The sequence below is a fragment of the Corynebacterium sp. CCUG 65737 genome (assembly GCF_024454115.1).
Lineage (GTDB): Bacteria > Actinomycetota > Actinomycetes > Mycobacteriales > Mycobacteriaceae > Corynebacterium > Corynebacterium genitalium.
In genome coordinates this window covers 343,070-367,533 of record NZ_JAGPZB010000001.1, presented here as the reverse complement: position 1 = coordinate 367,533, position 24,464 = coordinate 343,070, and the positions used below count along the sequence as shown (strand labels likewise).

The 24,464-nt window shown below is 63.6% G+C and carries 22 protein-coding genes; 16 read left to right on the top strand and 6 right to left on the bottom strand.

What is annotated here, in order from left to right; genetic code table 11:
* Nucleotides 1-4 precede the first annotated feature (4 nt).
* From KBX17_RS01895 to KBX17_RS01855, 9 genes are all read left to right on the top strand, one after another.
* On the top strand, nucleotides 5-358 hold the full coding sequence (locus KBX17_RS01895) for a hypothetical protein (RefSeq protein WP_256018260.1): 354 nt from the start codon (nucleotides 5-7) through the stop codon (nucleotides 356-358).
* 68 nt (nucleotides 359-426) lie between these two features.
* The gene (locus tag KBX17_RS01890) at nucleotides 427-975 is read left to right on the top strand and encodes an RNA polymerase sigma factor (protein ID WP_256018258.1); all 549 of its coding nucleotides are present in this window, start codon (nucleotides 427-429) and stop codon (nucleotides 973-975) included.
* Between the two features lie 62 nt (nucleotides 976-1,037).
* Nucleotides 1,038-1,754 (top strand): hypothetical protein, encoded by a 717-nt coding sequence (locus KBX17_RS01885; RefSeq protein ID WP_256018257.1) that lies wholly within the window; start codon nucleotides 1,038-1,040, stop codon nucleotides 1,752-1,754.
* A gap of 83 nt (nucleotides 1,755-1,837) precedes the next feature.
* Nucleotides 1,838-3,355, top strand: coding sequence for an acyl-CoA carboxylase subunit beta (locus KBX17_RS01880; RefSeq protein WP_256018255.1), 1,518 nt, complete (start codon nucleotides 1,838-1,840; stop codon nucleotides 3,353-3,355).
* 23 nt (nucleotides 3,356-3,378) lie between these two features.
* Complete coding sequence (locus tag KBX17_RS01875; RefSeq protein ID WP_256018254.1) at nucleotides 3,379-3,603, top strand: acyl-CoA carboxylase subunit epsilon; 225 nt, start codon at nucleotides 3,379-3,381, stop codon at nucleotides 3,601-3,603.
* Entirely contained in the window at nucleotides 3,603-4,193 is a 591-nt protein-coding gene (locus tag KBX17_RS01870; protein ID WP_256018253.1) for a nucleoside triphosphate pyrophosphatase, read from the top strand. Before KBX17_RS01875 ends, KBX17_RS01870 begins: the two co-directional genes overlap by 1 nt.
* Before the next feature lie 10 nt (nucleotides 4,194-4,203).
* Complete coding sequence (locus KBX17_RS01865) at nucleotides 4,204-4,578, top strand: hypothetical protein (protein ID WP_256018252.1); 375 nt, start codon at nucleotides 4,204-4,206, stop codon at nucleotides 4,576-4,578.
* Between the two features lie 53 nt (nucleotides 4,579-4,631).
* Nucleotides 4,632-4,721: a hypothetical protein gene (locus KBX17_RS01860; RefSeq protein WP_256018251.1), complete on the top strand. Its 90-nt coding sequence runs from the start codon at nucleotides 4,632-4,634 to the stop codon at nucleotides 4,719-4,721.
* Between the two features lie 4 nt (nucleotides 4,722-4,725).
* Nucleotides 4,726-5,121, top strand: a complete 396-nt coding sequence (locus KBX17_RS01855; RefSeq protein WP_256018250.1) for a DUF3151 domain-containing protein — start codon at nucleotides 4,726-4,728, stop codon at nucleotides 5,119-5,121.
* Nucleotides 5,122-5,128: 7 nt separating this feature from the next.
* Here the strand turns inward: KBX17_RS01855 and KBX17_RS01850 are convergent, their stop codons facing one another.
* The gene (locus tag KBX17_RS01850; protein WP_256018248.1) at nucleotides 5,129-6,352 is read right to left on the bottom strand and encodes a DUF4282 domain-containing protein; all 1,224 of its coding nucleotides are present in this window, start codon (nucleotides 6,350-6,352) and stop codon (nucleotides 5,129-5,131) included.
* Between the two features lie 350 nt (nucleotides 6,353-6,702).
* Between KBX17_RS01850 and betT the strand changes: the two genes are divergently transcribed.
* From betT to KBX17_RS01835, 3 genes are read left to right on the top strand one after another with little or no spacing between them, the layout of a single operon-like run.
* Nucleotides 6,703-8,814: a choline BCCT transporter BetT gene (betT, locus tag KBX17_RS01845; protein ID WP_256018247.1), complete on the top strand. Its 2,112-nt coding sequence runs from the start codon at nucleotides 6,703-6,705 to the stop codon at nucleotides 8,812-8,814.
* A 51-nt stretch (nucleotides 8,815-8,865) separates the two neighbouring features.
* On the top strand, nucleotides 8,866-10,350 hold the full coding sequence (locus KBX17_RS01840) for an aldehyde dehydrogenase family protein (RefSeq protein WP_256018245.1): 1,485 nt from the start codon (nucleotides 8,866-8,868) through the stop codon (nucleotides 10,348-10,350).
* 15 nt (nucleotides 10,351-10,365) lie between these two features.
* Nucleotides 10,366-11,931: a GMC family oxidoreductase gene (locus tag KBX17_RS01835; RefSeq protein ID WP_256018244.1), complete on the top strand. Its 1,566-nt coding sequence runs from the start codon at nucleotides 10,366-10,368 to the stop codon at nucleotides 11,929-11,931.
* Between the two features lie 87 nt (nucleotides 11,932-12,018).
* Here KBX17_RS01835 and KBX17_RS01830 read toward each other — a convergent pair whose 3' ends face one another.
* Entirely contained in the window at nucleotides 12,019-13,080 is a 1,062-nt protein-coding gene (locus KBX17_RS01830; RefSeq protein WP_255994508.1) for a Cj0069 family protein, read from the bottom strand.
* 222 nt (nucleotides 13,081-13,302) lie between these two features.
* Here KBX17_RS01830 and KBX17_RS01825 point away from each other — a divergent pair, with 222 nt between their 5' ends.
* Together KBX17_RS01825 and KBX17_RS01820 are read left to right on the top strand one after the other, a co-directional pair.
* Nucleotides 13,303-14,181, top strand: a complete 879-nt coding sequence (locus KBX17_RS01825) for a sulfurtransferase (protein ID WP_256018242.1) — start codon at nucleotides 13,303-13,305, stop codon at nucleotides 14,179-14,181.
* 146 nt (nucleotides 14,182-14,327) lie between these two features.
* A complete protein-coding gene (locus KBX17_RS01820; protein ID WP_256018240.1) occupies nucleotides 14,328-16,088 on the top strand; it encodes an acetyl/propionyl/methylcrotonyl-CoA carboxylase subunit alpha in 1,761 nt (586 codons plus the stop codon).
* A 67-nt stretch (nucleotides 16,089-16,155) separates the two neighbouring features.
* On the opposite strand, the gene KBX17_RS01815 is transcribed toward KBX17_RS01820, so the two are convergent.
* The 3 genes from KBX17_RS01815 to KBX17_RS01805 form a co-directional block, all read right to left on the bottom strand.
* Nucleotides 16,156-17,400, bottom strand: coding sequence for an amino acid permease (locus KBX17_RS01815; protein ID WP_005286293.1), 1,245 nt, complete (start codon nucleotides 17,398-17,400; stop codon nucleotides 16,156-16,158).
* A 104-nt stretch (nucleotides 17,401-17,504) separates the two neighbouring features.
* A complete protein-coding gene (locus KBX17_RS01810) occupies nucleotides 17,505-18,995 on the bottom strand; it encodes an NAD-dependent succinate-semialdehyde dehydrogenase (RefSeq protein ID WP_040423411.1) in 1,491 nt (496 codons plus the stop codon).
* 152 nt (nucleotides 18,996-19,147) lie between these two features.
* Nucleotides 19,148-20,701, bottom strand: a complete 1,554-nt coding sequence (locus tag KBX17_RS01805; RefSeq protein ID WP_256018239.1) for a PucR family transcriptional regulator — start codon at nucleotides 20,699-20,701, stop codon at nucleotides 19,148-19,150.
* 141 nt (nucleotides 20,702-20,842) lie between these two features.
* On the opposite strand from KBX17_RS01805, the gene gabT reads away from it, so the two are divergent.
* Nucleotides 20,843-22,171 carry a 4-aminobutyrate--2-oxoglutarate transaminase gene (gene gabT, locus KBX17_RS01800; protein ID WP_255994503.1) on the top strand — a complete coding sequence of 443 codons (1,329 nt, stop codon included), beginning with the start codon at nucleotides 20,843-20,845 and terminating at the stop codon, nucleotides 22,169-22,171.
* 6 nt (nucleotides 22,172-22,177) lie between these two features.
* On the opposite strand, the gene KBX17_RS01795 is transcribed toward gabT, so the two are convergent.
* Complete coding sequence (locus tag KBX17_RS01795) at nucleotides 22,178-22,852, bottom strand: TetR/AcrR family transcriptional regulator (protein ID WP_005286304.1); 675 nt, start codon at nucleotides 22,850-22,852, stop codon at nucleotides 22,178-22,180.
* 113 nt (nucleotides 22,853-22,965) lie between these two features.
* On the opposite strand from KBX17_RS01795, the gene KBX17_RS01790 reads away from it, so the two are divergent.
* Nucleotides 22,966-24,462, top strand: a complete 1,497-nt coding sequence (locus KBX17_RS01790) for an NAD(P)/FAD-dependent oxidoreductase (RefSeq protein ID WP_256018237.1) — start codon at nucleotides 22,966-22,968, stop codon at nucleotides 24,460-24,462.
* Nucleotides 24,463-24,464: the final 2 nt, after the last annotated feature.

The following is a 24,464-nucleotide window of genomic DNA, read 5'->3' as shown; positions in this document are numbered from 1 at the left end:
CGCCATGATCACACCAGAACCGATCCCAGAAGGCTTGACCGAACGCTCCCTGAACACCGCGTTCACCACAAAAGAGTGGCCGGAGTGGGACGAGGCTGACCTCGTTCCCGATGTCGCGGCCGAGGACGACGCGATCGACACCATCGATGACGATGACCTCGCGCTCGACGACCCGGTCGACGCCGACACCGCTCCAGCTACCACCGAGCCAGACTCTGACCCTGCGCCAGAAACCGACCCCGAGATGCCGGACTCTGCCGACCCAACGGAGAGCTTCGATAGCACGGCGGACACCGACGACACGGACGACATGTCCCTTGACGACTACGAGGATCTCGACACCGATCCGGACTTCTAACCCCCGCGCCAGCATATCTGCAAGGGTTATGCGGGCAGTCCGGGCTGCCCTAAAGTAGCCTGTCCGTTATGCACGAACCCCAGCTCATCGCTAACGCCAAGGCCGGCGATCAATCGGCCTTCGCTGAGCTGGTGAAACAGCACGAGGTGAAGCTGTTCAACGTGTGCCTGCGCATCACGGCGAACCATCACGATGCGGAGGACGCCTTCGCGGCGGCGCTGTACCTCGGGTGGAAGAACCTGGAGAAGTTCCGGGGCGAGTCGGGCTTTGGCACGTGGATGTACCGCATCGCCTCGAATGCGTCGCTGGAGATTGTTCGGAAGCGACGCCCGGAGGTCTCCATCGATTCCCCGCTCGGTGGCAACGACGACGCGGGCCCGTTAGAGATCGAAGACGTTGCCGCGGAGTTCGAGGAGTCCATCGCCGACAACGACTCGTTGACGAAGGCGCTGGCCGCTATCCCCAACCAGTCCCGCGAAGCGCTCGTGCTCGCCGAGGTCGCCGGGTTCACGCTCGCGGAGATCGCTGAGCACCAAGACTCCTCCCTCTCTGCAACGAAGGTGCGGGTGCACCGGGCACGGAAGAGCCTGCGCGAACTACTCGCCGCCAATGCTTAGCGGGCGGAGACTGTCACCCGCAACCGCAGGTCCACGGGGCCGCTGCGGTGTAATCTGCTGATATGTCTTCCTCGCCGCTTATTCTCCGCACCCGCTTCACCACAATGCTTGCCGCTACAACGACAGCGTTCGCCTGCGCTTTCGCGCTTGCAGGCTGCTCGCAGTCCACGCTCCCCGATTCGGAGGAGCCCGCCCTGACCACAGCAGCCGCCCCTGACGCGCAGGACGATGGTGACGCCGGGGGCCCGGCCACCGTCATCGAGACCGTCACCGAGAAGCCCAAAGACAAGCAAAAAGACACAGAGAAGTGCGCGCAGCTGCCAAAGGACCCCCGCGAGCAGTACCCCTCTAACTCTGCTCCGGGCCGGATGCCTTCGACGGACGGATCGGACTTTAACTACTGGATCGAGGACATCGATAACCACTACGACCCGTGCGCGCCGGTGAGCTGGATCATCTTCCACGGCGGCCGCGGCAGCGTCGACGGACCCGCTGGCACCGGGGCCGCTGTGTCGGACGGCATCGCGTTCTACATCGACGGTAAGCCCGATGGAGACATGCGCACCTTCCGCGGGATCACCGACGTGACCCTCAACGGCGACACCATCGACTTTTCCTGGAGCGAGCGCCAGCAGGACCTCACCGGAAGCGTGAAGCTGCAGAACCACGTCACGCTCGGATTCGACAACGGACGGATTGCACCGGTCAGCGGTGATGTCGAAGCGTTCAATCTTTACTGGAACGGCAGCCAGTACATGCTCGGCCACTACGGAGAGTAGGGCCCAGGACAAGGGTGGTTAACGGTGGGGGAGGTTGCGTCGATAAGCGAATGGATGCACCCGACCCCGTAGGATGAGGCGTTATGACCGACAAGAAGCCCGACATGACCACCACCGCCGGCAAAATCGCGGACTTGCGCAACCGCTTGGCGGAGGCTCGCGAGCCGATGGGCAGCGAAGCCGCGCGCACCGCAGGTGAAGCCGGTATTTCCACGGCCCGCCAGCGCGTGGAAGCGCTGGTTGACCCCGACACGTTTGTGGAGACGGACGCCTTGGCGCGCCACCGCGTCGAGGAGCACGGCATGGACCGCACCAAGCCCGTCACTGACGGTGTGGTCACGGGCTATGGGCTTATCGACGGCCGACGCGTCGCCGTCTACGCCCACGACTCCTCGATTTTCGACGGGCAGCTCGGCGAGGTCTACGCCGAGAAGATCCTGAAGGTCTACGACTTGGCCATCAAGACTGGTGTGCCCGTCATCGCGATTCATGACTCCACCGGCGCACGCTTGCAGGAAGGCGTGGTCACCGCCGCAATGTCGGCGCGGATCCTGCGCAAGGCGACAGAAGCCTCCGGTGTCGTGCCGCAGATCTCTGTCGTGGCGGGCGAAGTCGCTTCCCTGGCGGCGCTGCTCGTGCCGCTGAGCGACCTGGTGGTCATGGTCGAGTCCGCCACGATGCACCTGACCTCCGTTTCGGCCGTGACCAAGGTGACCCGCCGCGTGGCCACCGCGAAGTCCCTCGGCGGTGCCGACATTCACCAGACGGTCACCGGCGTGGCGCACCTGACCGCCGGATCCGACTTGGAGGCCATCCAGACCGTGCGCGAGCTGGCCGCGTTCCTGCCGGAGAACAACCGCGCCGCCTCCCCGATCAACGACAACTCCGTCGAGCCGGACACCAGCTCCCTGGACACCTACATCCCGGACAATGATTCCGCGGCGTACGACGTCCGCGAGATCATCACCCGCGTCACCGACAAGGGCCTGGTCGAGCTGGGCCGCGGTTACGCCGATAACGTTGTCGTCGGTTTCGCGCACATCTCCGGCCGCGCCGTGGGCATTGTGGCCAACCAGCCGAGCGTGCTGGCCGGCTGCCTCGACCACGCCGCCGCGAAGAAGGCCGCCGCGTTCATCCGCGTCTGCGACTCCTTCAACCTGCCCATCGTCGAATTCGTCGACTCCCCCGGCTTCTTCCCCTCCGAGGAGGAAGAGCACCTCGGTTCCGCCAAGTACGGTGCGGCGCTTGCCTTCGCCTACGCGGAGGCCCAGGTGGGCAAGATCACCGTGATCACCCGCCGCGCCATCGGCCCGTCGTACGTGGTCATGGGCTCGAAGGACTTGGGCGCCGACATGGTCTTCGCGTGGCCCACCGCGCAGATCGCGCTTGCGGACGCCACAACCGCCGCTGAGCACCTCGGCGTCGACGCCGACGAGTACGCTGCAGCCCACCTCACCCCCTACGTGGCCACCGAGCGCGGGCTTGTCGACGCTGTCATCGAACCCTCCCACACCCGCACCCAGGTCACCGAAGCTCTGCGTCTGCTGGAGCGCAAGGTGGTCTACGCCATCCCGAAGAAGCACGGCAACATTCCGCTGTAGCGAGATCTGGAAGGAAGCTAACCATGACACAGTCACAGTCCTCATCGCAGCCACCGTTCACCGTGGTCAAGGGCAACCCGACTGAGGCCGAACTCGCCGCTTTGACCCAGGTCTTGAGCGACCTGCAGCAGGAGGCGAAGTCCCGCACCGCTGGCGGCCACCGCAACCTGTGGGGCCGTCCCTCCAACCGCGTGCACGGCCCAGTGGTGTTCAACCCGTCGGCGTTCAACTCGACCGCGCTGTTCTAGTGCGTCTTGTCTTAGCGTCCCAGTCGCCGTCGCGGCTGATGATCTTGCGCAACGCCGGCGTCGAGCCCGTGGTCAAGCCTGCACACATCGACGAAGATGCCCTGCTCGCCTCGCTTATCGACGCCTCCCCCGCCGACTCCGTGTGCGCCCTCGCCCACGCTAAAGCCGAGGCCGTCGCACCGGCCTACCCGGACGACATCGTGGCCGGCTGCGATTCCATGCTCTTTCTGGACGGCCAGCTGCAGGGCAAGCCGCACACCATCGAGGAGACGATCCGCCGCTGGCAAGCCCAGCGCGGCCGAACGGCCGAGCTGATCACCGGCCACGCCATCGGTTACAACGGCACGTGGATCACCGATGCGGTGTCCACGAAGATCCGCTTCGGCGATGTTTCCGATGCCGACATCGAGGCCTACGCTCGCTCCGGTGAACCGCTCGAGTGCGCCGGTGCGTTCACCCTGGAAGCCCTGGGCGGTTGGTTCATCGACTCGATTGAGGGTGACCAGACCAGCGTCATCGGCCTGTCGCTGCCGCTGCTGCGCAAGGCGCTCTACTCGTTCGGGGTCAACGTCTCCGAGTTGTGGGGCTAGACTCGCGGGCATGGCCCTGAACCTCACTGACTTTTTCCGGAAGAACATGGCGCCCATGTTCGCCGCCACCGGCACGCTGCACTTCGTGGCACCCCAGGTCTTCGACGAGATTGTGCCGCCGCAGCTGCCCGGCGAACGGCGCACCTACACATTGGCATCCGGCGTGGCCGAGCTCGCCTGCGCCGCGTTGGTCGCGCACCCCCGCACGCGCGCTCTCGGCGGGTACGCCTCTGCGCTGCTGCTGGCCGGTGTGTTCCCCGCCAACCTCTACATGGCCTACCTGTGGCGGAAGAAGCCCCTGCCCATGCAGGCCGTCGCCCTGGCACGGTTGCCGCTCCAGGTGCCGATGATCAGCGGCGCGCTCGACATTGCCCGGGGGCGTTAGGTGGGGTTGGGGGAAGAGATCGTCGCTAAGCTGGCGGAGCGCAAACCGGAACGGTGATCATCACCCAGGGCGACCGCGAAGTCGACATGGCCGCGGCGAAAGGCCCGATCCGCATCCGCCGCGGCCCGAAGTGGCAGGATTGACCCCATGGAATTCAAGGACATGATGGCCCCGCCGCCCGTGCAGCTACCGGACGACCCCGCTGCAGGCAAAGACTTGCTCAACGACGACACCGCCCTCACCCACCCCGACTCCCCCAGTGTGTGGGCCGCCCGCGCCCGCCGCGAACTAGATGGCGGTGACGTGCTCGTGGCGTATGCCTACGCGCGCACCGGCTACCACCGTTCGCTGGACCGCCTGCGCGCCAACGGGTGGAAGGGTTGGGGCCCGGTGCCCTACTCCCACGAACCCAACCGCGGCGTTCTCGAATCGATCGCAATGCTGGCCTTGACCTCTCAGGCCATCGGCGACAACGCGGAGTACGACCGGTGCCGCCAGATGTTGTCGGATGCGGATCCGGCGGCCGTCGAAAAGCTGCTGTAAGCCGCTTTTACTTGGTGGTGTCTTCAGCGCTGTCGACGCTCACAGCGTCCTCGGCGCCCTTTTCCTCATCCACCAGATCAGTCGTGTTCTGAGCGATGCGGACCACCGACACGAGAGCCTCCAGGCCGACGCGAATGAGGATGATCTGCAGCAGCGTCGCCAGCGTGCCGAAGATCAGCCAGCCGAGCAGGAACATGATGCCGGTGCCTGCGCCGTCCTCGAAACCGGAGAAGGACCCGATCAAGCCCAGAACCCAGAAGACCGCGGCGGCGACCAGCAGCACAATGTAAATGATCTTCACGAAGTCGATCGTGACGAACTCGCGGAAGCTGAAGTCGAACAACGAGCTGAAGAAGCCCTTGCCCTTCTCCTGCGGGACCTTGTCGAACTGCTGCATTTGGTCGAACTGCTGCTGTTCAAACTGCTGCTGCTGGCCGTACGGCTGGTTAGCACCGTACGGTTGGTCAGCGCCGTAGGCCTGGTTGGAGCTGCGGATCTCGTAGGCCTGCTCGGAGCTGAGGAACTGGCCACCGAACTGCGCCTGGGACTGTGCCTGCTGGCCCTGCTGGGGCTGGCCGAAGTTGCTCGGCTGCTGCCCGAACTGGTTGCCCGGCTGGTTCGTCTGCGTCGACTGTGCCGGTTGACCCGGCTGCCCAGGCTGGCCTGCCGGCGTGCCGTACGACGACGGGTACTGGTTACCGTAGGACTGCGGAGCGCTGGAAGAAGCGCTCGTACCGGCCCAATTGCCTGCGGGCTCAGCAGACTGGCCGTACTGGTAGGTGCCGGCGTGCGTGCCAGAACCCATGGAGCCAGCCGAACCGGTGGCGCCTGCAGAACCTGCAGAGCCGGTGGTGCCAGCAGCACCCGCGGAACCAGTGGTGCCGCTGGGGTTTCCTGCACTTGCCGAACCAGCGCTGTAGGCCGTAGAGCCCTGGGACGACGAGTAACCCCCTGTCGAAGCAGAACCGGCGGCACCTTCGCGGTTCGTGGAGATCACCGTGGTGTCCGGGTGGGAACTATCGGACGTGCCGGCAGCGGCACCAGGCTTCCTGCGCGAAGACGGGACGGAGGATTCGACGTAGCCGGAGTACGGCGTAGAGCCGGGCGCCGAATCAGAGCCGGTGTTGTCAGAGCGGGAACCGGGTTTGGTGGTGTCGAAGCCGGATGATCCGTACTCGTTGGCGTTGGGGTTGATGGGCTCGTTTGAGTTCGGCTTATTCGGTGTAGACATTGCTAGGTCCTTCTCGGTTCGTGGCTACTTGAACGTCTGTAGTTTAACTATCTTCTGCAAAATTTCCACGGGTCGCTGCGGGGGTGACGGTGCCCGGAGAGGGGTGAGTGGAGTGCACCGCGCCACTGGAAAAGATGCAACACATGACCCTGTGTGGTGACTGTCACTACTGTGTAGTAAAGCTGGCCCCCGGTCACAGGGAGCTGGTTCTTGCAAATTTTGATCTACTTTCTCAAGGAGTCACGGTGACCACCACCGCTTCTTTCTCAGATGGTGTCGGCGGTTCGCATCCCGGTCCTTCCGGTGAATCGCAAACCGACGATGCATTGAACGAAAAAGGTTTTGCCCGGGTGAACAAGCCCGTATTCATCACCTCGGGCGTGCTCATTGTCGGGTTTGTTCTCTGGTCGGCGTTCTTCCCGGGCCAGGCAGAAAAAGTGATCTTCGGGTCAATGGACTGGATCGGAGCGAACTTGGGGTGGTACTACGTGCTCACCGCCGGTCTCATCGTGCTGTTCGTGCTCGTTGTCGCACTGAGCAGATTCGGTGATATCCGCATGGGCCCGGACCATTCACGGCCGCAGTACAGCCTGTTCACGTGGGCCTCGATGCTGTTCGCAGCCGGGATTGGCGTGGACTTGATGTTCTTCGCCATCGCGGGCCCAGCGACGAACTTCGCCACTCCCCCAGATGTCGCCCCGATGTCGGACGAGGCCGCCCGCATGGCCCCGATCTGGACGATCTTCCACTACGGCGTGCCGGGGTGGTCAATGTACGCGCTCATGGGCGTGGCGTTGGGTTTGGCAGCCTACCGCTACCACCTGCCGTTGTCGCTGCGCTCGGCTATTGCGCCGCTGTTCGGCAAGCGCGTCAAGGGCGCTGCCGGTGACGCGGTGGATGTCACCGCCACGATCGGCACGATCTTCGGTATCGCGACTTCTCTCGGTATCGGCGTGGTCTTCCTCAACTACGGTTTGTCGTCGCTATTCGGCATTCCGAACAACATCACTGTGTGGACGGCACTGATTGTCGTCTCTGTGGCGATCTCCATCGTCTCCTCGGTGTCTGGCGTCGACAAAGGCATCCGGTTCCTCTCGGAACTCAACGTCTACTTAGCGCTGGGCATGCTGGCGTGGATCCTCATCACCGGGCAGACGGCGACATTGCTCACGCAGTTAGTGCAAAACGTCGGCGACTCGATCTCCCGCTTCCCCGGCATGCTGCTGGAAACCTTCGGCTATACCGCCGGCATGAGCGACTACCCGGCCGGGCAGTGGCTGCAGGACTGGACCCTGTTCTTCTGGGCCTGGTGGATCGCCTGGACTCCGTTTGTCGGGCTCTTCCTCACCCGCATCTCCCGCGGCCGCACGCTACGCGAGTTCATTCTCGGTGTGCTGCTTGTGCCGCCGGGGTTCATTGTGCTGGTCATTTCTATCTTCGGTAATTCCGCGCTGCGTTTCTTCCGTGACGGCGACACCGACTTCCTGAATGAGGCGCTGGAAGTGCCAGAATCCGGTTTCTACAACCTGCTGCAGCAATACCCGGGTGCCACGTTCCTCATCGGGCTCGCCGTTATCGTCGGGCTGCTGTTCTACATCACGTCGGCCGACTCCGGTTCGTTGGTGATGGCGAACATGACCTCGCACGCGACGAAAGGAGATTCTGACGGTGCTCCGTGGCTGCGCATTGTGTGGGCTGTCATCATCGGTGTGCTCACTCTCGCGATGCTGCTTATCGACGGTGTGTACACCCTCCAAGCAGCCACCGTCCTTATCGGACTGCCCTTTTCGGTCGTGATGTACCTACTCATGGCTTCCGTGATGAAGGTGCTGCGCGCGGAGAAGTGGGCGATGGAATCCCAGGAGCGTGCACTGGCATCGCGGGCCGCGGCACCTGCCGGCACCGGGGAAGACTCGAAATACTGGAAGAAGCGGCTCGCCCGCCACATATCGTGGCCAACAAGCGATCAAGCCAGGGACTTCATTGGCTCCAGCGCCCAGCCCGCGCTGCGTGAGGTCTATCTGGAGATGCGCAACATGGGCCTGGATGCGACCTTCATTGAGGGGGTAGATGAGGAAAATCAGCTTCCGTTCATCGACTTGAACGTCAAATTCGATGAGCAGGACGATTTCAAATACCAGCTATGCCCCGTTGCCTACGAGATGCCGGGTTATGCCGTCGGCGCGGAAGACGACCAAGACTTCTTCTACCGCGTAGAGGTCTTCGACGCCCGCGGCACCCGCGGCCACAATGTCATGGGATACACCTCAGACCAGCTGATTTCTGATGTCTTGAATTACTACGACCAACACCGTCTCTACATGGACATGGCCGGAGACGACTTCGGAACCGTCATCGCTGATACCACCGTCGCTGCACCGACCACGTGGGAGGATGCCGGAGCATCGGCCCCGGAGGCGGACACACAAGGATCTGTACCCTCGGGAACGTATCCACAGTAGAGAGCGCAAGAGACAGCCCTCTAGAAATTAAGGATCGAAAGGACACGGCATATGCCGGAAACTGCAACTTTGTTCATTGACGGACAATGGGTGGCCGCTTCTAACGGGGCGACGCGCACAATCATCTGCCCCGCCGACGGTTCCGAGGTCGGTGTCGTGTCGGAAGGCACCTCGGACGACGCCAACCGTGCAGTTGAGGCTGCCCGCGCAGCCTTCGACAAGGGTGAATGGCGTAATACGCCTGCTTCGGAGCGCGGTGATTTCCTGATTCGGGTGGCCGAGGAAATTGGGCGGCGCAAAGCGGACTTCGCCAAGGCGGAGGCTCTCGACACGGGCAAGCGCCTCGTGGAGGCCGAGGGCGACATGGACGACATTGCCGGCTGCTTCCGTTACTTCGGCAAGATCGCGGACTCCAACCCCGGCAGGTTGGTCGATGCCGGAGACGACTCCGTGATCGACCGCGTCGTGTACGAGCCCATCGGAGTGTGCGGAATGATCACCCCGTGGAACTTCCCGCTGTTGCAGGCTGCGTGGAAGATCGCTCCGGCCCTGGCAACCGGTAACTCCTTCGTGATCAAACCGTCGGAACTGACCCCGCACACGACGCTGCTCATCACGGAGGTGCTCGATGACCTCGGCCTGCCGAAGGGTGTGGCCAACGTTGTCACCGGTGACGGCGCCAACGTTGGTTCCGTGCTCTCCTCCCACCCAGAAATCAACTTGGTGTCTTTCACGGGCGGGCTGGAGACGGGCCGGATCATCGCCAAGACAGCCGCAGAGGGCGTGAAGAAGGTCGCTCTTGAGCTCGGCGGGAAAAACCCCAACGTCATTTTCGCCGATGCCGACTACGACGCGGCGCTGGATAACGCGCTCAACGCCGGATTCATGGATTCCGGCCTGGTGTGCTCCGCGGGCACGCGCCTCGTGATCCACGAGTCCATCGCGGAAAAGTTCGTCGATGACCTCGTCGGGCGCGCGAAGGACATCGTCATGGGCGGTCCCTTCGACGAGCAGGCTGAAACCGGCCCGCTGATTTCGAAGGAGCACCGCGACAAGGTCACCGACTATGTTCAGCGCGGCATCGATGCCGGTGCGCGGCTGCGCTGCGGCGGCGACTGGGGCGGCCCAGAACACGAGAACGGCTACTTCTACTCCCCCACCGTTCTGGACCAGTGCGCCAGCGACAACCCCGCCGTGCAGGAGGAAGGCTTTGGCCCGGTCATCACCGTAGAGACCTTCAGCACGGAAGAAGAGGCCGTCGCGATTGCCAACGACACCGACTACGGTCTTGCCGGCGCAGTCTGGACCTCTGACATGGGCGTTGCCAACCGCGTTTCCCGTGCCCTGCAGCACGGCACCATCTGGATCAACGACTACCACCCCTACATCCCGCAGGCGGAGTGGGGCGGGTTCAAAATGTCTGGCATCGGCCGCGAGCTCGGTGTCGCCGGCCTGGAGGAGTACACGCAGGCAAAGCACATCTATCACAACACTGAACCTGTTGTGACCGGCTGGTTCCCCAACAAGCAGAACTAGAAGGAGACCCCACCTATGAACCTGTCTGACGCACGCGAATCCTACGACTACATCGTCATCGGCGGCGGTTCCTCCGGAGCGGCTGTCGCCTCCCGCTTGTCGGAGAACCCGGATGTCACCGTCGCACTGCTCGAGGCCGGCCCCGACGACCGCGAGCACGACGAGGTGCTGAGCCTGAAGCGTTGGCCGGAGCTTCTCGAATCCGGCCTGGACTGGGACTACCCGATTGAGGAGCAGGAAAACGGCAACTCCTTCATGCGCCACGCCCGCGCGAAGGTGCTGGGCGGCTGCTCCTCTCACAACTCCTGCATCGCGTTCCACCCGCCGGCTGAAGACATGGAGCTGTGGGAGAAGCTCGGCGCTAACGGCTGGGCCCCGGAGAACATCACGCCGCTGATCAAGAAGATGGAGACCAACTCCCGCGACGGCGAGCAGTACGGCCACGATGGCCCCGTGCAGCTCATGGATGTTCCGCAGAATGACCCGGTGGGGGTTGCCGTACTCGATGCCTGCGAGGAGGCGGGGCTGCCGCGCAAGCCGTTCAACACCGGTGAGACGGTCACCCACGGCGCGAACTTCTTCCAAATCAACTCCCACGCCGACAACACCCGCGGCTCCTCGGCGGTGTCCTACCTGCACCCGAACGAGGACCGGGAGAACCTGGACATCATCACCCGCGCCTGGGTCACGCGCATCCTCTTCAGCGACGACAACACCGCCACCGGTGTCGAACTGCTTGCCGACGTGTTCAACCGCAAGACCACGATCACCGCGAACAAGGAGATCATCGTCTCTGCCGGCGCGATCAACACCCCACAGCTGCTCATGCTCTCTGGCATCGGCCCGCGCGAGCACCTCGAGGAGTTCGGTATCGATGTGCTTGTCGACGCTCCCGGTGTCGGCGAGAACCTCCAGGACCACCCGGAAGCTGTCATCCAGTTCGAGTCCAACGTGCCGATGGTGCGCGACTCGACCCAGTGGTGGGAGATCGGCATCTTCACCCGGATCGAGGGCGACACCGACCTACCGGACCTGATGATGCACTACGGGTGCACCCCATTTGACATGCACACCGCACGCCAGGGTTACCCGCAGGCCGACGAAGCGTTCGCGCTGACACCGAACGTCTGCCACGCCCGCTCCCGCGGCACTGTGAAGCTGCGCTCCAACGACTACCGCGACAAGCCGAAGGTCGATCCGCGCTACTTCACGGATGAAGAGGGCTACGACATGCACATCGCCGTCGAGGGCATCAAGCTGGCCCGCAAGATCGCGGCGCAGCCGGCCCTGAAGGACATTGTCAAGCGCGAGCTGTCCCCCGGCCCGGAGGCGCAGACGGACGAAGAGATCGCGGACTACATCCGCAAGACCCACAACACCGTCTACCACCCGGTGGGAACAGTACGTATGGGCTCTGCCGATGACCCGATGTCGCCGGTCGACCCAGAGCTGCGCGTCAAGGGCACAAGGAACCTGCGTGTCGCCGACGCGTCCGTGATGCCGCAGATCGTGGCAGTCAACCCGAACATCACCTGCTACATCATCGGTGAGCGCGCCGCCCAGCTGATCGCCGGCGAGTAATCCTCCCGGCCGTCACACCGGCCCCAGCAACGAAAAGGTTCCCTGCCTGGAAGGGCGGGGAACCTTTTCACGTCGATAAGCGAGCGCTTAAGCGTTCTTCTCCTCAACGCGCTTGATCGCCTCGTCAGCGACCATCTCCTGGATGCCCATGTCCAGCTCGGAGGTGAAGCCGACGCAGGAGCAGTTGATTTCGCCGAGGACGTAGGTGTCCTCGCCGGTCTCGTCATCGTCGGCGAGCATGAAGTCGGCGGTCCAGATCAGCGGGATGTTGTCGCCGCCGAGGTTCTCGGCGATGACCGGGCGGGCCTCGGCGAACATGTCGACGAGCTCCTGCCACTCTTCCGGCTTCTGGTAGGTGTACTTTGCGCCGGAGAACAGGGTCGCGGAGAAAGCGTCGCCGCCCTCAGCCGGCTTTTTGTGCACGACGAAGACCGGGTGCGGGCCGACGAGCAGGATGCGAATCTCGCCCTCGACGATGCGTGGCATGAAGCGCATGTCCACGAGCATGCCGTTGTCGCCGATGATGTACTGGTCGCAGAAGTCCATGAACTCGCCCAGCTCGCGCTCCTCGGTGTGGTTGTCCACAGCCTCGGTGCACTTGAGCTTGGTGTCCAGCGGCAGCGCGGTGCCCGGCTCGACAGACTCTGCCAGGGACTCGTCGGCGAGGCGGACGCGCCAGATGCCGGAGCCGGTGGAGCCGCGGTTCTGCTTCAGCACGCGCTCGCCGTAGGAAAGGGAAGTCGGGAAGGTCTCGTGGAAGGACTCGACGTCGTAGTAAGCGGCGGTGTCTTCCGGGACGAGGTCGGTCTTGTTCAGCTTGACCAGGGCGTCCTTCGCGCCGTAGGAGATCATCTCTGCCGGGGTGGACATGCCCACCAGGCCAGCCTCGGACAGGCGGGTCAGCAGGTCGAAGTAGCCCTTCTCGCCACCGGGGATGTTGCCCGGGTTGACGCGGGAGATGTAGCCGTCGAAGTTCTCGGAAACGTAGTTGAAGATGTCGTCGGACCACTCGGGGCGGAAGAAGACCACCTCGGAGTGCCAGCCCTTGTCCTTGATGGAGTTGACAATCGGCATGGTGTCGCGACGGTGACCGTCGAAGTACTTGTCAGAACCGCCCTCAACCTCGAAGACGACGATAGCCTTGTGCACGTGAGATTCCCTTTCGATCTGTGCTTGTACGTCTGCGGACCTCCACCGGGAAAAGGGTGATCCGCCCCTGAGATTAAGCCCTTCTTCAGGTCGTTGCTCAGCGAGTGACGGGGATAGTAATTAACTTCACACCGGGTGTTCATCACACTAAATGCGCTCGGCAGGAATGGTTGACGAGTAAGGTAGGGCAGTGACCGTTTCCAAGCCGTAGAGGAATCTCGCATGGCCATAGCATTTGACCCATTTCCTCAGTTCCAGGACTTTGCCCACCCGGAGAGGTTCGTCTCCGCGTCGTGGCTGTCGGCCCGCCTGGGGGTCGACGGTTTGCGGGTGGTGGAGTCGGACGAGGACGCGTTCTTGTACGACATCGGGCACATTCCCGGGGCGGTGCGCATTGACTGGCACCGCGACTTGAACGATCCGGTGCAGCGCGATTTCATCGACGGGGAAGCCTTTGCCGCGCTCATGGATGCCCGCGGCATCAGCCGCGATGACACGGTGGTGGTCTACGGCGACCGCAACAACTGGTGGGCTGCCTACACCGCGTGGGTGTTTGAGCTGTTCGGCCACCCCGACGTGCGCCTGCTCGACGGCGGGCGCGACGCGTGGATGGGCGAAGAGCGCGACACCTCTTTCGCTGTGCCCGAGTACCCGGCGCAGGGCTACCCCGTGGTCGAGCGCGACGACAGCACGTGGCGCAGCTTCGTGGAGCACGTCCGGTCGCGGCCCGAGGACACATTGCTTATCGACGTCCGCGGCCCCGAATACTTCGCCGGCGCCGAGGTTGAAGTAGCCCCGGATTCCAACTGCGCCTCCCCTGTGTTGCGCCACGGCCACATTCCGGGTGCTGTGAACCACCCGTGGGGTGACTCCGTCCACCCCAACGGACGCGTGAAAGACCGCGAGTCCATCGCCGCCGCCTACACTGATGTGCCCGCCGGTGCTCCGGTGATCACCTACTGCAGTGCCGGTCAGTCCGCCGCCCACACCTGGTACATCCTCCGCCACGTGCTGGGCGTGGAGAACGTCTCGCTTTACGACGGATCCTGGTACGAATGGGGCAACATGGTCCGCATGCCGATTGAGCGGGACACAGAGTAAGCGGCTGCTTGGGGTGCGGGGGAAACGTCGATAAGCGTTTTTGCGATTAGTCATCCGTAACTGCCCGGTTGAAGTTCAGCTGTGCTTGCGCTGTGCTTTACCCTTGGCGATAACTGTCTGTACACCCGGCTAGAAGGAAGATCCCCGTGACAATCTCGAAGGTTCTCATTGCCAACCGTGGCGAAATCGCCGTGCGCGTGATCCGCGCCGCGAAAGACGCCGGCATCGCATCCGTCGCTGTCTACGCGGAGCCGGACGCGGACGCCCCGTTCGTGGGCCTGGCTGATGAGGCGTTCGCGCTCGGCGGGGCCACCGCCGCCGATTCCTACCTGAGCTTCGACCGGATCATTGGTGCCGCCCAGGCCTCCGGTGCGGACGCGATCCACCCCGGGTACGGCTTCTTGTCCGAGAACGCCGATTTCGCCCGCCGCGTTATCGACGAAGGCTTCACCTGGATCGGCCCCTCGCCGGAGGCCATCGCGCTGCTGGGCGACAAGGTCGAGGCCCGCCGCATCGCCGAGAAGGTCGGCGCCCCGATGGCACCGGGCACTAAAGAGCCGGTCAGCTCGGTCGACGAGGTTCTCGCGTTCGCCGACGAGCACGGTCTGCCCGTGGCCATCAAGGCCGCATTCGGTGGCGGCGGCCGCGGCATGAAGGTCGCCCACACCCGCGAAGAGATCCCCGAGCTGTTCGAGTCCGCCACGCGCGAGGCCGTCGCAGCGTTCGGCCGCGGCGAGTGCTTCGTCGAGCGCTACCTCGACCGCGCCCGCCACGTCGAAGCCCAGGTGCTTGCCGACGTTCACGGCAACGTCATCGTCGCCGGCACCCGCGACTGCACCCTGCAGCGCCGCTTCCAGAAGCTCGTGGAGGAAGCTCCTGCACCGTTCTTGTCCGATGCTCAGCGCGAGGCGATTCACTCCTCTGCCAAGGCCATCGTGAAAGAAGCCGGCTACCACGGTGCTGGCACCGTCGAATACCTGGTCAGCCCTGCCGACGAGCAGAACCCGGAGGGCATCATCTCCTTCCTGGAGGTCAACACCCGCCTGCAGGTCGAGCACCCCGTCACCGAGGAGACCGCAGGCATCGACCTGGTACGCGAGCAATTCCGTATTGCGAACGGCGAGAAGCTGCGCCACACCGAGGATCCGGCCCCGCGCGGCCACTCCATCGAGTTCCGCATCAACGGCGAGGACCCGGGCATGAACTTCATGCCGGCACCGGGCACGATCTCCCGCTATGTCGAGCCCGCCGGCACCGGCATCCGCGTCGACTCCGGCGTGCGCACCGGCAATGTGATCGGCGGCCAGTTCGACTCCATGCTGGCCAAGCTCATTGTCACCGGTGAGACCCGCGAGGAAGCCATCCAGCGCGCCCGCCGTGCTCTCGACGAGTTCATCGTCGACGGCCTGCCCACCGTGATCCCCTTCCACCGCGCAGTGCTGAACGACCCAGCCTTCATCGGCGACGAGAACGGTTTCGGCGTCTACACCCGCTGGATCGAGGAGGAGTTCACCGCCGAGATCCCGCCGTATACCGACGATGAGGAAGAAGGCGAGGAGCCGGGCACAAAGCGCACCTACGCCGTGGAGATCGACGGCCGTCGTGTCGAGGTCGCCCTTCCCGCTTCGCTCGTGATCGGTGGCAGCGGTAAGCGCAAGGCCAAGAAGCGCCGCAATTCCGCGGCAGCCCTGTCCGGCGATGCCGTGCCCGCCCCGATGCAAGGCACGGTGGTCAAGGTGAACGTCGCAGAGGGCGACACCGTCAACGAGAGCGATATCCTCCTCGTGCTCGAGGCCATGAAGATGGAAAACCCCGTCAAGGCGCACAAGTCCGGCACCGTGAAGGGGCTCGCTGTTGAGCAGGGCGATCAGGTGAATAAGACCGCCGTGCTCCTAGAAATCCGCTAACTACTGGTTGGCGTACGGGTCGCACCGCTTTCCGGGGAGGGTTCAAGCTCTTCCCCCGGTGTTTCTCTTATGCCCAGCCAGCCGGGACAAGCCCCAGCAGCGAGATAATGGAGTAGATGAACGCCGCCACGTAGACGATGATGATGAGCGCCTGGATGACGGTGTTGTCTACTCCGCGCACCTGCCACACCGGAGTCTGATCCCCGTTCGCCCGGGCGCGGCGAAGCAGCAACACGGGAACGACCGACATGATGGCGCCAGCGAAACCGCCGGCGTAAGTCAGCGCAGAGACGAAACCGCCAAGGCCCGCCACGGCAATCACGAGAGGCGGAAGCACCGTCAGTCCAGTTGCGGCGAGACGCTGCCACCCGTGTTCCGGCCAATGGAAGATGTCCAGCACGTTGCGCATCGCAGTGAAGCCGATGGCCAAGAAGGACGTGAACATGGCCAGCAGCGCGAACAAGTTGGCCATGTAGTAAGCCGCAGTCCCGAGTTTCTCGCCCCAGGCGATGGTGACCACCTCAGTCACCTCGGTGCCCAGCAGGCCGAGCGCCGCGAACGGCACAGCCGCGAGGGTGAACGCGGTGATGCACATGCCCGCGATGATCGCTTTCGGCAGTATTTCCGGCTTGGTGGCGGCCATGCCGCGCGCCATCTCCGGCACCACGTACTGGGCCAGGAATGTGAACACGGCCAGATTCATGATCGGGATGATGAAGTAGGGCTTGAGCACCCAAAGGTTCGCGGGCTCAATGCCGGGACCGGCGATTGTCCACACCACCAGCGTGAAGATGATGATCGCCATGCCGCTGGTGATCAGCCCTTCCACCTTCCCTGTGGCTTGCAGGCCCTTCCACATGATGAAGGCACCCAGGGCATAGAAGATCAAGGTGCCCGCCAAGGAAGGCAGGTTGAACAGGTTGTGCATGAGATTGCCGGAGCCGGATGCGTACGCAATCAATGCACCGACGCTGTTGACCATGATCGCGGTGAAGACGAGGAAGCGGCCGGTCTGACCCAGGTACTTCTCCGCCAAGCCGGACAACTGGAGCGGCTCTTTTGTCCGGAGGGAGACTTCCGCGACGTAGAGCATGGAAATAGTGGTCAGGGTGCCTGCGATCGCGAGCGCCACCACTAGAGCGAGGAAGCCGCCGTTGCGGGCCGCGTACGGCAGGGAGAGAATTCCGGCGCCAATGTTGGTGCCGAAGATCAGGGCTACGCCCTTCCAGAAACCGAGGGCGTGACCCGCTTCATCGGAACGGGCAGATTCGTCGTCGCGCAACGGCGCGTGCACAGAAGTGGTTGATGACATAGCGAGAATGTAGCAACAACTTGACCGGGGTCACACTTGAGGTCCTATGTGGCCCAGATGTCACCCCGGTCCGTGCGTCGTCAACTGCGCGGAACGCGCTGGTTCTACTGGTTGGCGTACGGGTCGCGGACACCGATGTACTGCACCTCGGTGTACTCGTCGATGCCCTCTGCTCCGCCTTCGCGGCCCAAGCCGGAGTGCTTCACGCCGCCGAACGGGACAGCTGCATTGGAGACGACACCGGCGTTGAAGCCGACGATGCCGAATTCCAGGCCGTCAGCCAACCGCCACATGCGGTCCGGGTCCTCCGAATAGACGTAGGAGGCGAGGCCGTATTCGGTGGAATTGGCCAGCTCGATCACCTCGTCCTCATCGCTGAACTCGTAGACCGATGCGACCGGCCCGAAGATCTCTTCCTTGAAGATCCGGGAATCAGTGCTGGCGCCACGCAGGACCGTCGGTTGGAAGAAGTAGCCATCACCCTCAGCGGCACCGCCGCCAGTGAGAACCTCGGCGCCGTTCTGTTTCGCGTCTTCCACGAGCGCGGCGACATTCTTGCGTGCCTTCTCCTCGATCAGCGGGCCGACGTTGACGCCCTCGTCGAGGCCGTTGCCCACGGTGAGCGCTTCCATCGCCGCGACGAGCTTCTCGGTGAACTCATCGGCGATGCTCTCGTGCACGAGGAAACGGTTCGCCGCAGTGCAGGCCTCGCCGATATTGCGCATCTTCGCTGCCATTGCGCCGGTGATCGCCTGCTCAATGTCCGCGTCCTCAAAGACGATGAACGGCGCGTTGCCACCAAGCTCCATGGAGGTGCGCAACACTGAATCAGCTGCCTGCTTCATCAGGATCTTGCCCACCGCCGTTGAGCCTGTGAAGGAGACCTTGCGCAGACGCGGGTCCGCGATGAGAGGCTCGGAGATAGCTGCCGGATCGGTACCGCAGACAACGTTGAGCACACCTGCCGGTAGGCCTGCCTCAACCATGGTCTGAACGAAGTAGTAGGTGGTCAGCGGCGTAAGCTCAGCCGGCTTGAGCACCATCGTGCAGCCCGCAGCGATCGCCGGGGCGATCTTGCGGGTCGCCATCGCCAGCGGGAAGTTCCACGGGGTGATCAGCAGGCACGGGCCGACCGGCTTGCGCCGAGTGACCATGCGGATGCCGCCCTCTGGCACTTCCTGGGAGCGGCCGTACTGACGGACGGTCTCTTCGGCGAACCAGCGCAGGTATTCCGCGCCGTACTTCACCTCACCGCGTGCTTCCGCCAGCGGCTTACCCATTTCTAGAGTCATGAGCGTGGCGAATTCCTCGGTGCGTTCGGTGACCAGATCGTACGCACGTCGCAGGATCTCACTGCGCTCGCGGGCCGGGGTGCGTGCCCAGTCCTTTTGCACCTCGACCGCAGCGTCTAGCGCCGCAACCGCGTCGTCGCTATTCGCGGACTGGAGTGTCACCAGGACTTCGCCGGTGGCCGGGTTCTCCACATCGAATGTCTCGTTGGTGGACGCGTCACGCCACTGGCCACCGATAAACAGACCGGTGGGCAGGGAATCGAGCAGTTGTGCAGTATCGACAGCGCCGTTGGAATCAGCCATGATCTCGCCTTTCGTAGATTGATTTCGCCGGTGTTCAGCGAACTGGCTCACGCCAGCCTTTTCTCGAAAACACGCTATACCGCTGCAGGCTACTCAGCGTACGGTTGCCGCACGCCCCCGTTCAGGGGCATTGAAAACGCCAAACTCCTGTGCTAGGAGTTCGATCCTGCAGCGTTGAGCAGCACAAGAATCTCCGCGCGGCCGAGCGGGTCATCCAAAGGCAACCCGTAGCGTTGCTCGGCGCGGTCGATGCGCGCCTTCAGGGTGTGTCTGTGAATGCTGAGAGACTCAGCGGCAGCACGGATCTCGCAACCATGCACCAAATAGGCTTGGACTGCATCGAGCAGGGCTGGGTCATCCTCTGCGAGCGGCGCGAGCACTTCCTTATAGCGGCGGGACAGCACTTGCCTGACCCCCGTGTCTTCCGTCCAGTCGAGCCGCCGAGGGAGATATTCGTCGACGGTGCCCGGCGGAAGCGCGCGCGCACGGTCGAGCAATGCCTGCAGCTCGTCACGGCCTAGCTCGCGCCAGGACTGTTGCCGACCGGACAAGACGCGCAGCCGGGCCCCGAAATCACCGATAAGCTCCGTCACGGCGGCCTCGGAGATCACCCTGCGTGATAAGAACACGAAGCCGTCCGGGGCGAGTCTTACATGCGCCAACGGGTTGTCGCGCAGATTGAGTCCTTCATCCAAACGAGCTAGCGACCTGTTAGACGCGGCCTTATTCGCGGCGACGATCGCGACTGGGACGACAGCCCCGTCAGCGTCCGCGGCACGATCCAGCAAACGCGCGGCTGCTGGAGAAGCCTCCTGGCCTTCGAGAAAAGTCTCTAGGGCCGACCCGTGCAGTTGCGTTTCCGCGCTCCTGAGCGCCTGCGGATCTCTCAATACGATTTCCGCGAGCCCCACGAAATGCTTCACGGCACTGCGCGCGAGCGGCGGCAGAGGGCGCGGGGAATCCACCACAGCGACGAAGTATTTTCCTCCCATCGCCCGCATCCGCTGGACGATCATGGTGCGGTTCTCCGTCCGGTACGCGCGGCTCCGCCCGCTATCGGCAACGGCCAGACGAAGGGCCTTCAACGCGCGCTCCGTTGGCTTCGCAGGGGCTGAGGAGATGATTCTGCCGGTGTTGTCCCCGATCAGCACATCGGCGCCGACTGCTGTCCGGGTGCGTCCAACGAGTGCATCGACTCCGCCATTCCATGCTGCGCGGTTGAGACCTTCCGCAGCCTCGAGAATCTCGTTGGCCGCGACTGCTTGCAATCGCGCATACTCCTCCCCCACCACCTTTGAGATCAAGGCGAAGGGGGTCGCCCGCGGCACCTCGAATAGCGGCAGAGCCGCGTCGGCGCAGGCCCGGATGAGGGCGGGAGGAATCTCGGCATGCTGCAGCCCCGTACCGAAGCCAAGGGCCGCCACCCCGGACTCTTTCAACTGCTCCACGTAGTGAGCGATGCCTGCTTCATCGTCCGGCTGAATGCGCAGGCCCAACGTGAGAATGACAGAGAAAGGCCGGAAGAACTCAGCGGTCTCCACAATCTCACTGGCTTGGACAGACTCGAATCGCCCCCGCCTGAGGTCTCCGACGGGGTCGAGGTTCAAGGCTCTGATTCCGTACAACCAACTGAGATCTAGGAGATCAACGGCGGTCTCCCACTCGGGATGACCGCTTCGTGCGTCGTCAAGCACATCCTTGCTCATGGACACAGTGTAGAAGTTTCACGAAGAAGATCGACACTGTGTCGGTTGCTTTGAGGGTGGGCGGGGGACGGATACTACAGCCACGAACCACTGTCCGTTTTCGGGCAGCCCGCTGGATTGAATTGGAAAGGAACCCGCACCATGCAGGATCTCGAGTATCGCCTCCCCCAGGTCCGTCGAATCGACACCGAGCTGCCGGGACCGGCAAGCGCAGAACTGGACAAGCGCCGCGCAGCGAGCGTGGCCTCCGCCTTGAGCCCGGGCTTGCCCGGCTACATCGTCGACGCCGACGGTGGTGTGCTTGTCGACGCCGATGGCAACTCCTTCGTCGACTTCGCATCCGGCATCGCTGTGACCTCGGTGGGCGCTTCCAATAAGCGTGTTGCAAGCGCAGTCGCCGATGCCGCCGGCCACTTCACTCACACCTGCTTCATGGTCAGCCCCTACGAGAGCTACCTGCAGGTCGCTGAGCTGCTCAACGAGTTGACCCCAGGCGATTTCGAGAAGCGCACTGTCCTGTTCAACTCCGGTGCGGAGGCAGTGGAGAACGCCGTGAAGATCGCCCGCTCCCACACCCGCAAGACGGGTGTGGCCGTTTTCGACTACGCCTACCACGGCCGCACCAACCTGACGATGGCCATGACGGCGAAGAATAAGCCGTACAAGTCGACCTTCGGACCGTTCGCCAGCGAGGTGCACCGCGCGCCAATGTCTTACCCGCTGCGCGACGGCCTGAAGGGCCCGGAAGCCGCTGAGCGCACCATCCGTTTCCTCGAGCAGAATGTCGGCGCCGAGAACCTCGCCTGCGTGGTCATCGAGCCAATCCAGGGCGAGGGTGGCTTCATCGAGCCGGCCGAAGGCTTCCTGCCCGCCATCGTCGACTGGTGCCGCGAGAACAACGTCGTCTTCGTCGCCGACGAGATCCAGGCCGGCTTCTGCCGTTCGGGCGAGTGGTTCTCCTCCAGCTTCGAAGGCATCGAGCCGGACCTGGTCACTACCGCAAAGGGCATCGCCGGCGGCATGCCGCTGTCCGCTGTGACCGGCCGCGCCGAGATCATGAACGCCCCGATGGCCGGCGGTTTGGGTGGCACCTACGGCGGCAACCCGGTGGCCTGCGCGGCCGCTATCGCCGCGATCGAGGAGATGAAGGAGCACAACCTCGCTCTGCGCGCCAAGGAGATCGCCGAGATCATCCACGAGGAGCTCGACCCGCTGACCGAGCTGGACGAGGTCGCTGAGATCCGCGGCCGCGGCGCGATGATCGCTATGGAGCTCGTCACCAAGGACGGCAAGCCGAACGCTGAGCTGACCGCCAAGGTCGCCGCCGAATGCAAGGCTGCTGGCGTGCTCATCCTCACATGCGGCCTCGACGGAAATGTCGTCCGCCTCCTGCCGTCGCTGGTCATCCCAGAGGAGCTGCTCCGCGACGGCCTGCGTGTCATGGCTGAGGCCGTGCGCAACAACGCCTAATTACAGCTAGTTGGACGGATCCGTAATTCCGTCCAACAGATCTTTCAGGCCAGCTTCAAAAGGCTGGTCGGCATAAGGGTTAGCGTCATGCTGACCCTTTTTTGCTGCCCGGGCACGCATGGCATCCGCCACTCGGCGCAACTCCGCGTGTTCCGGGGAAATCGCGGCGGGATCGAAGAGGTCCGCCGGCGCAGTAGCATCCCATGCGGAGCCGTAGATGAAGGATTCGAGCGCGATGATGCGCTCCATCACCTTCTCGTGCGGGCAGCCGGCGGCAGAGACTGCGCGAGCGACGATCTCGTACATTTCCTGGGTACGTGGCGAATCGCCGATGGGCTGCCGTGCGATGACCGGGATCAACGGGGTATGCCCGGCGAACACATCGCGGTAAGAGTGTGCCCACGCCTCGAGCGCCTCCCGGTAGCCTTCGCCTGCGGCGATGGCGTGCTGCAGCGATGTGACGTCGACAAGCTGCATGACCGCATCCTGGAGCAAATAAAGCAGCTCTCCCTTGCCCGAGATGTGGTTGTACAAAGCGCTGGGCGCCACCCCGATTTCGCGAGCTACTGCGGCCATTGTCAACGTCTCGTAGCCCCGTTCGGAGGCAATACTTAGTGCGGCGAAACCAATTTTTTCGCGACTGACCAGGGGTTCAGCCGGGCGACCACGTTCATTTCCCATGTGACCCTTCCTTCTACCCGAACTCGAATGTATCCTGAATCACACCATTAATGAATGGCGTTCATTACCCGCGACGGTCGGATCCATCCGGCCTCAAGAACAGGAGCAGAAGCATGAATCCTAGCGCACAACGCACAGAAATCGAGCGCGACGTTGTCGTCGTCGGCGCTGGCCCTGCGGGCCTGATGGCGGCACGCACCCTGTCCAAGGCCGGCAAGTCCGTTGCCGTCCTCGAGGCGCGCGAGCGAGTCGGTGGCCGCACATGGAACGGCCGCGTGCGCGACGACAACGGCGTCGACCACTTCGTCGAGCTCGGCGGTCAGTGGATCTCCCCCGACCAGACCCGCCTCATCGAGCTTGTCGACGAGCTGGGCCTGTCCACCTTCCAGCGTTACCGCGAAGGCAAGTCCATCTACCTCTCCCCCAACGGTGAGCGCCACGAGTACGAGGGCCCGGTCTTTCCGGCTGCCGACAGCACTCAGGCCGAGATGGACAAACTGATCAAGATTCTCGACGATTTGGCAGCCGAGATCGGAGCCAAGGAGCCGTGGGCGCACCCGAAGGCCGCGGAGCTCGACTCCATCTCCTTCCGTCACTGGCTCGAGCAGCAGTCCGACGACGAAGAGGCGATCGACAACATCTCCATCTACGTCGCGTCCGGCATGCTGACCAAGCCGTCCTTCACGTTCTCCGCCCTGCAGGCCGTGCTGATGGCCGCCTCCGCTGGCTCCTTCTCCAATCTCGTGGATGAGGACTTCATCCTCGACCGCCGTGTCGAAGGCGGCATGATGTCTGTCTCCGAGACCCTGGCCGCAGAGCTCGGCGACGATGTCTTCTTGGGCACCCCGGTCCGCGAGATCCAGTGGGCTCAGCCTGACCCGTCCACCGAAGACAGCCTGAACAACGTCAAGCCGGACGTGCGCAACGGCATCCCGAACAACGGCGAGCCGGGTGAGGTCACCGTCGTCTCCGACCAGGTGACCGTCCGCGCCAAGAACGTCGTCATCGCTGTTCCGCCGAACCTGTACAACCGCATTTCCTACGCCCCGCCGATGCCGCGCGACCTGCATATCGCCCACCAGCACATCTCCATGGGCCTGGTCATCAAGGTGCACGCCATTTACGAAACGCCGTTCTGGCGCGACAAGGGCCTGTCCGGCACCGGCTTCGGTGGCGGTCGTCTGGTCCAGGAGGTCTACGACAACACCAACCGCGGCCAGAACATCGCTGGTGGCACCGCGGGCGAAGAGGACGCCTACGGCACGCTCGTGGGCTTCGTCTCCGATGTCTACGCCGAGGAGATGTGGCACTTGCCGGAGGAAGAGCGCAAGCAGCGCATTTTGTCCGCCATGGCCGAGTACCTGGGGCCGGAGACCATGGAGCCGATCGCGTTCTACCTCTCCGACATGGCTGCTGAGGAGTGGACTCGTGGCGCCTACGCCACCAGCTACGACCTGGGCGGCCTGTCCCGCTGGGGCCACCTGCAGAACCAGCCGGTCGGACCGATCCACTTCGCCTGCTCCGATATCGCCGACGAGGGCTACCAGCACGTCGACGGCGCTATCCGCCAGGGCGAGCGCGCTGCGAACGCCATCCTCGATAACGGATAGGA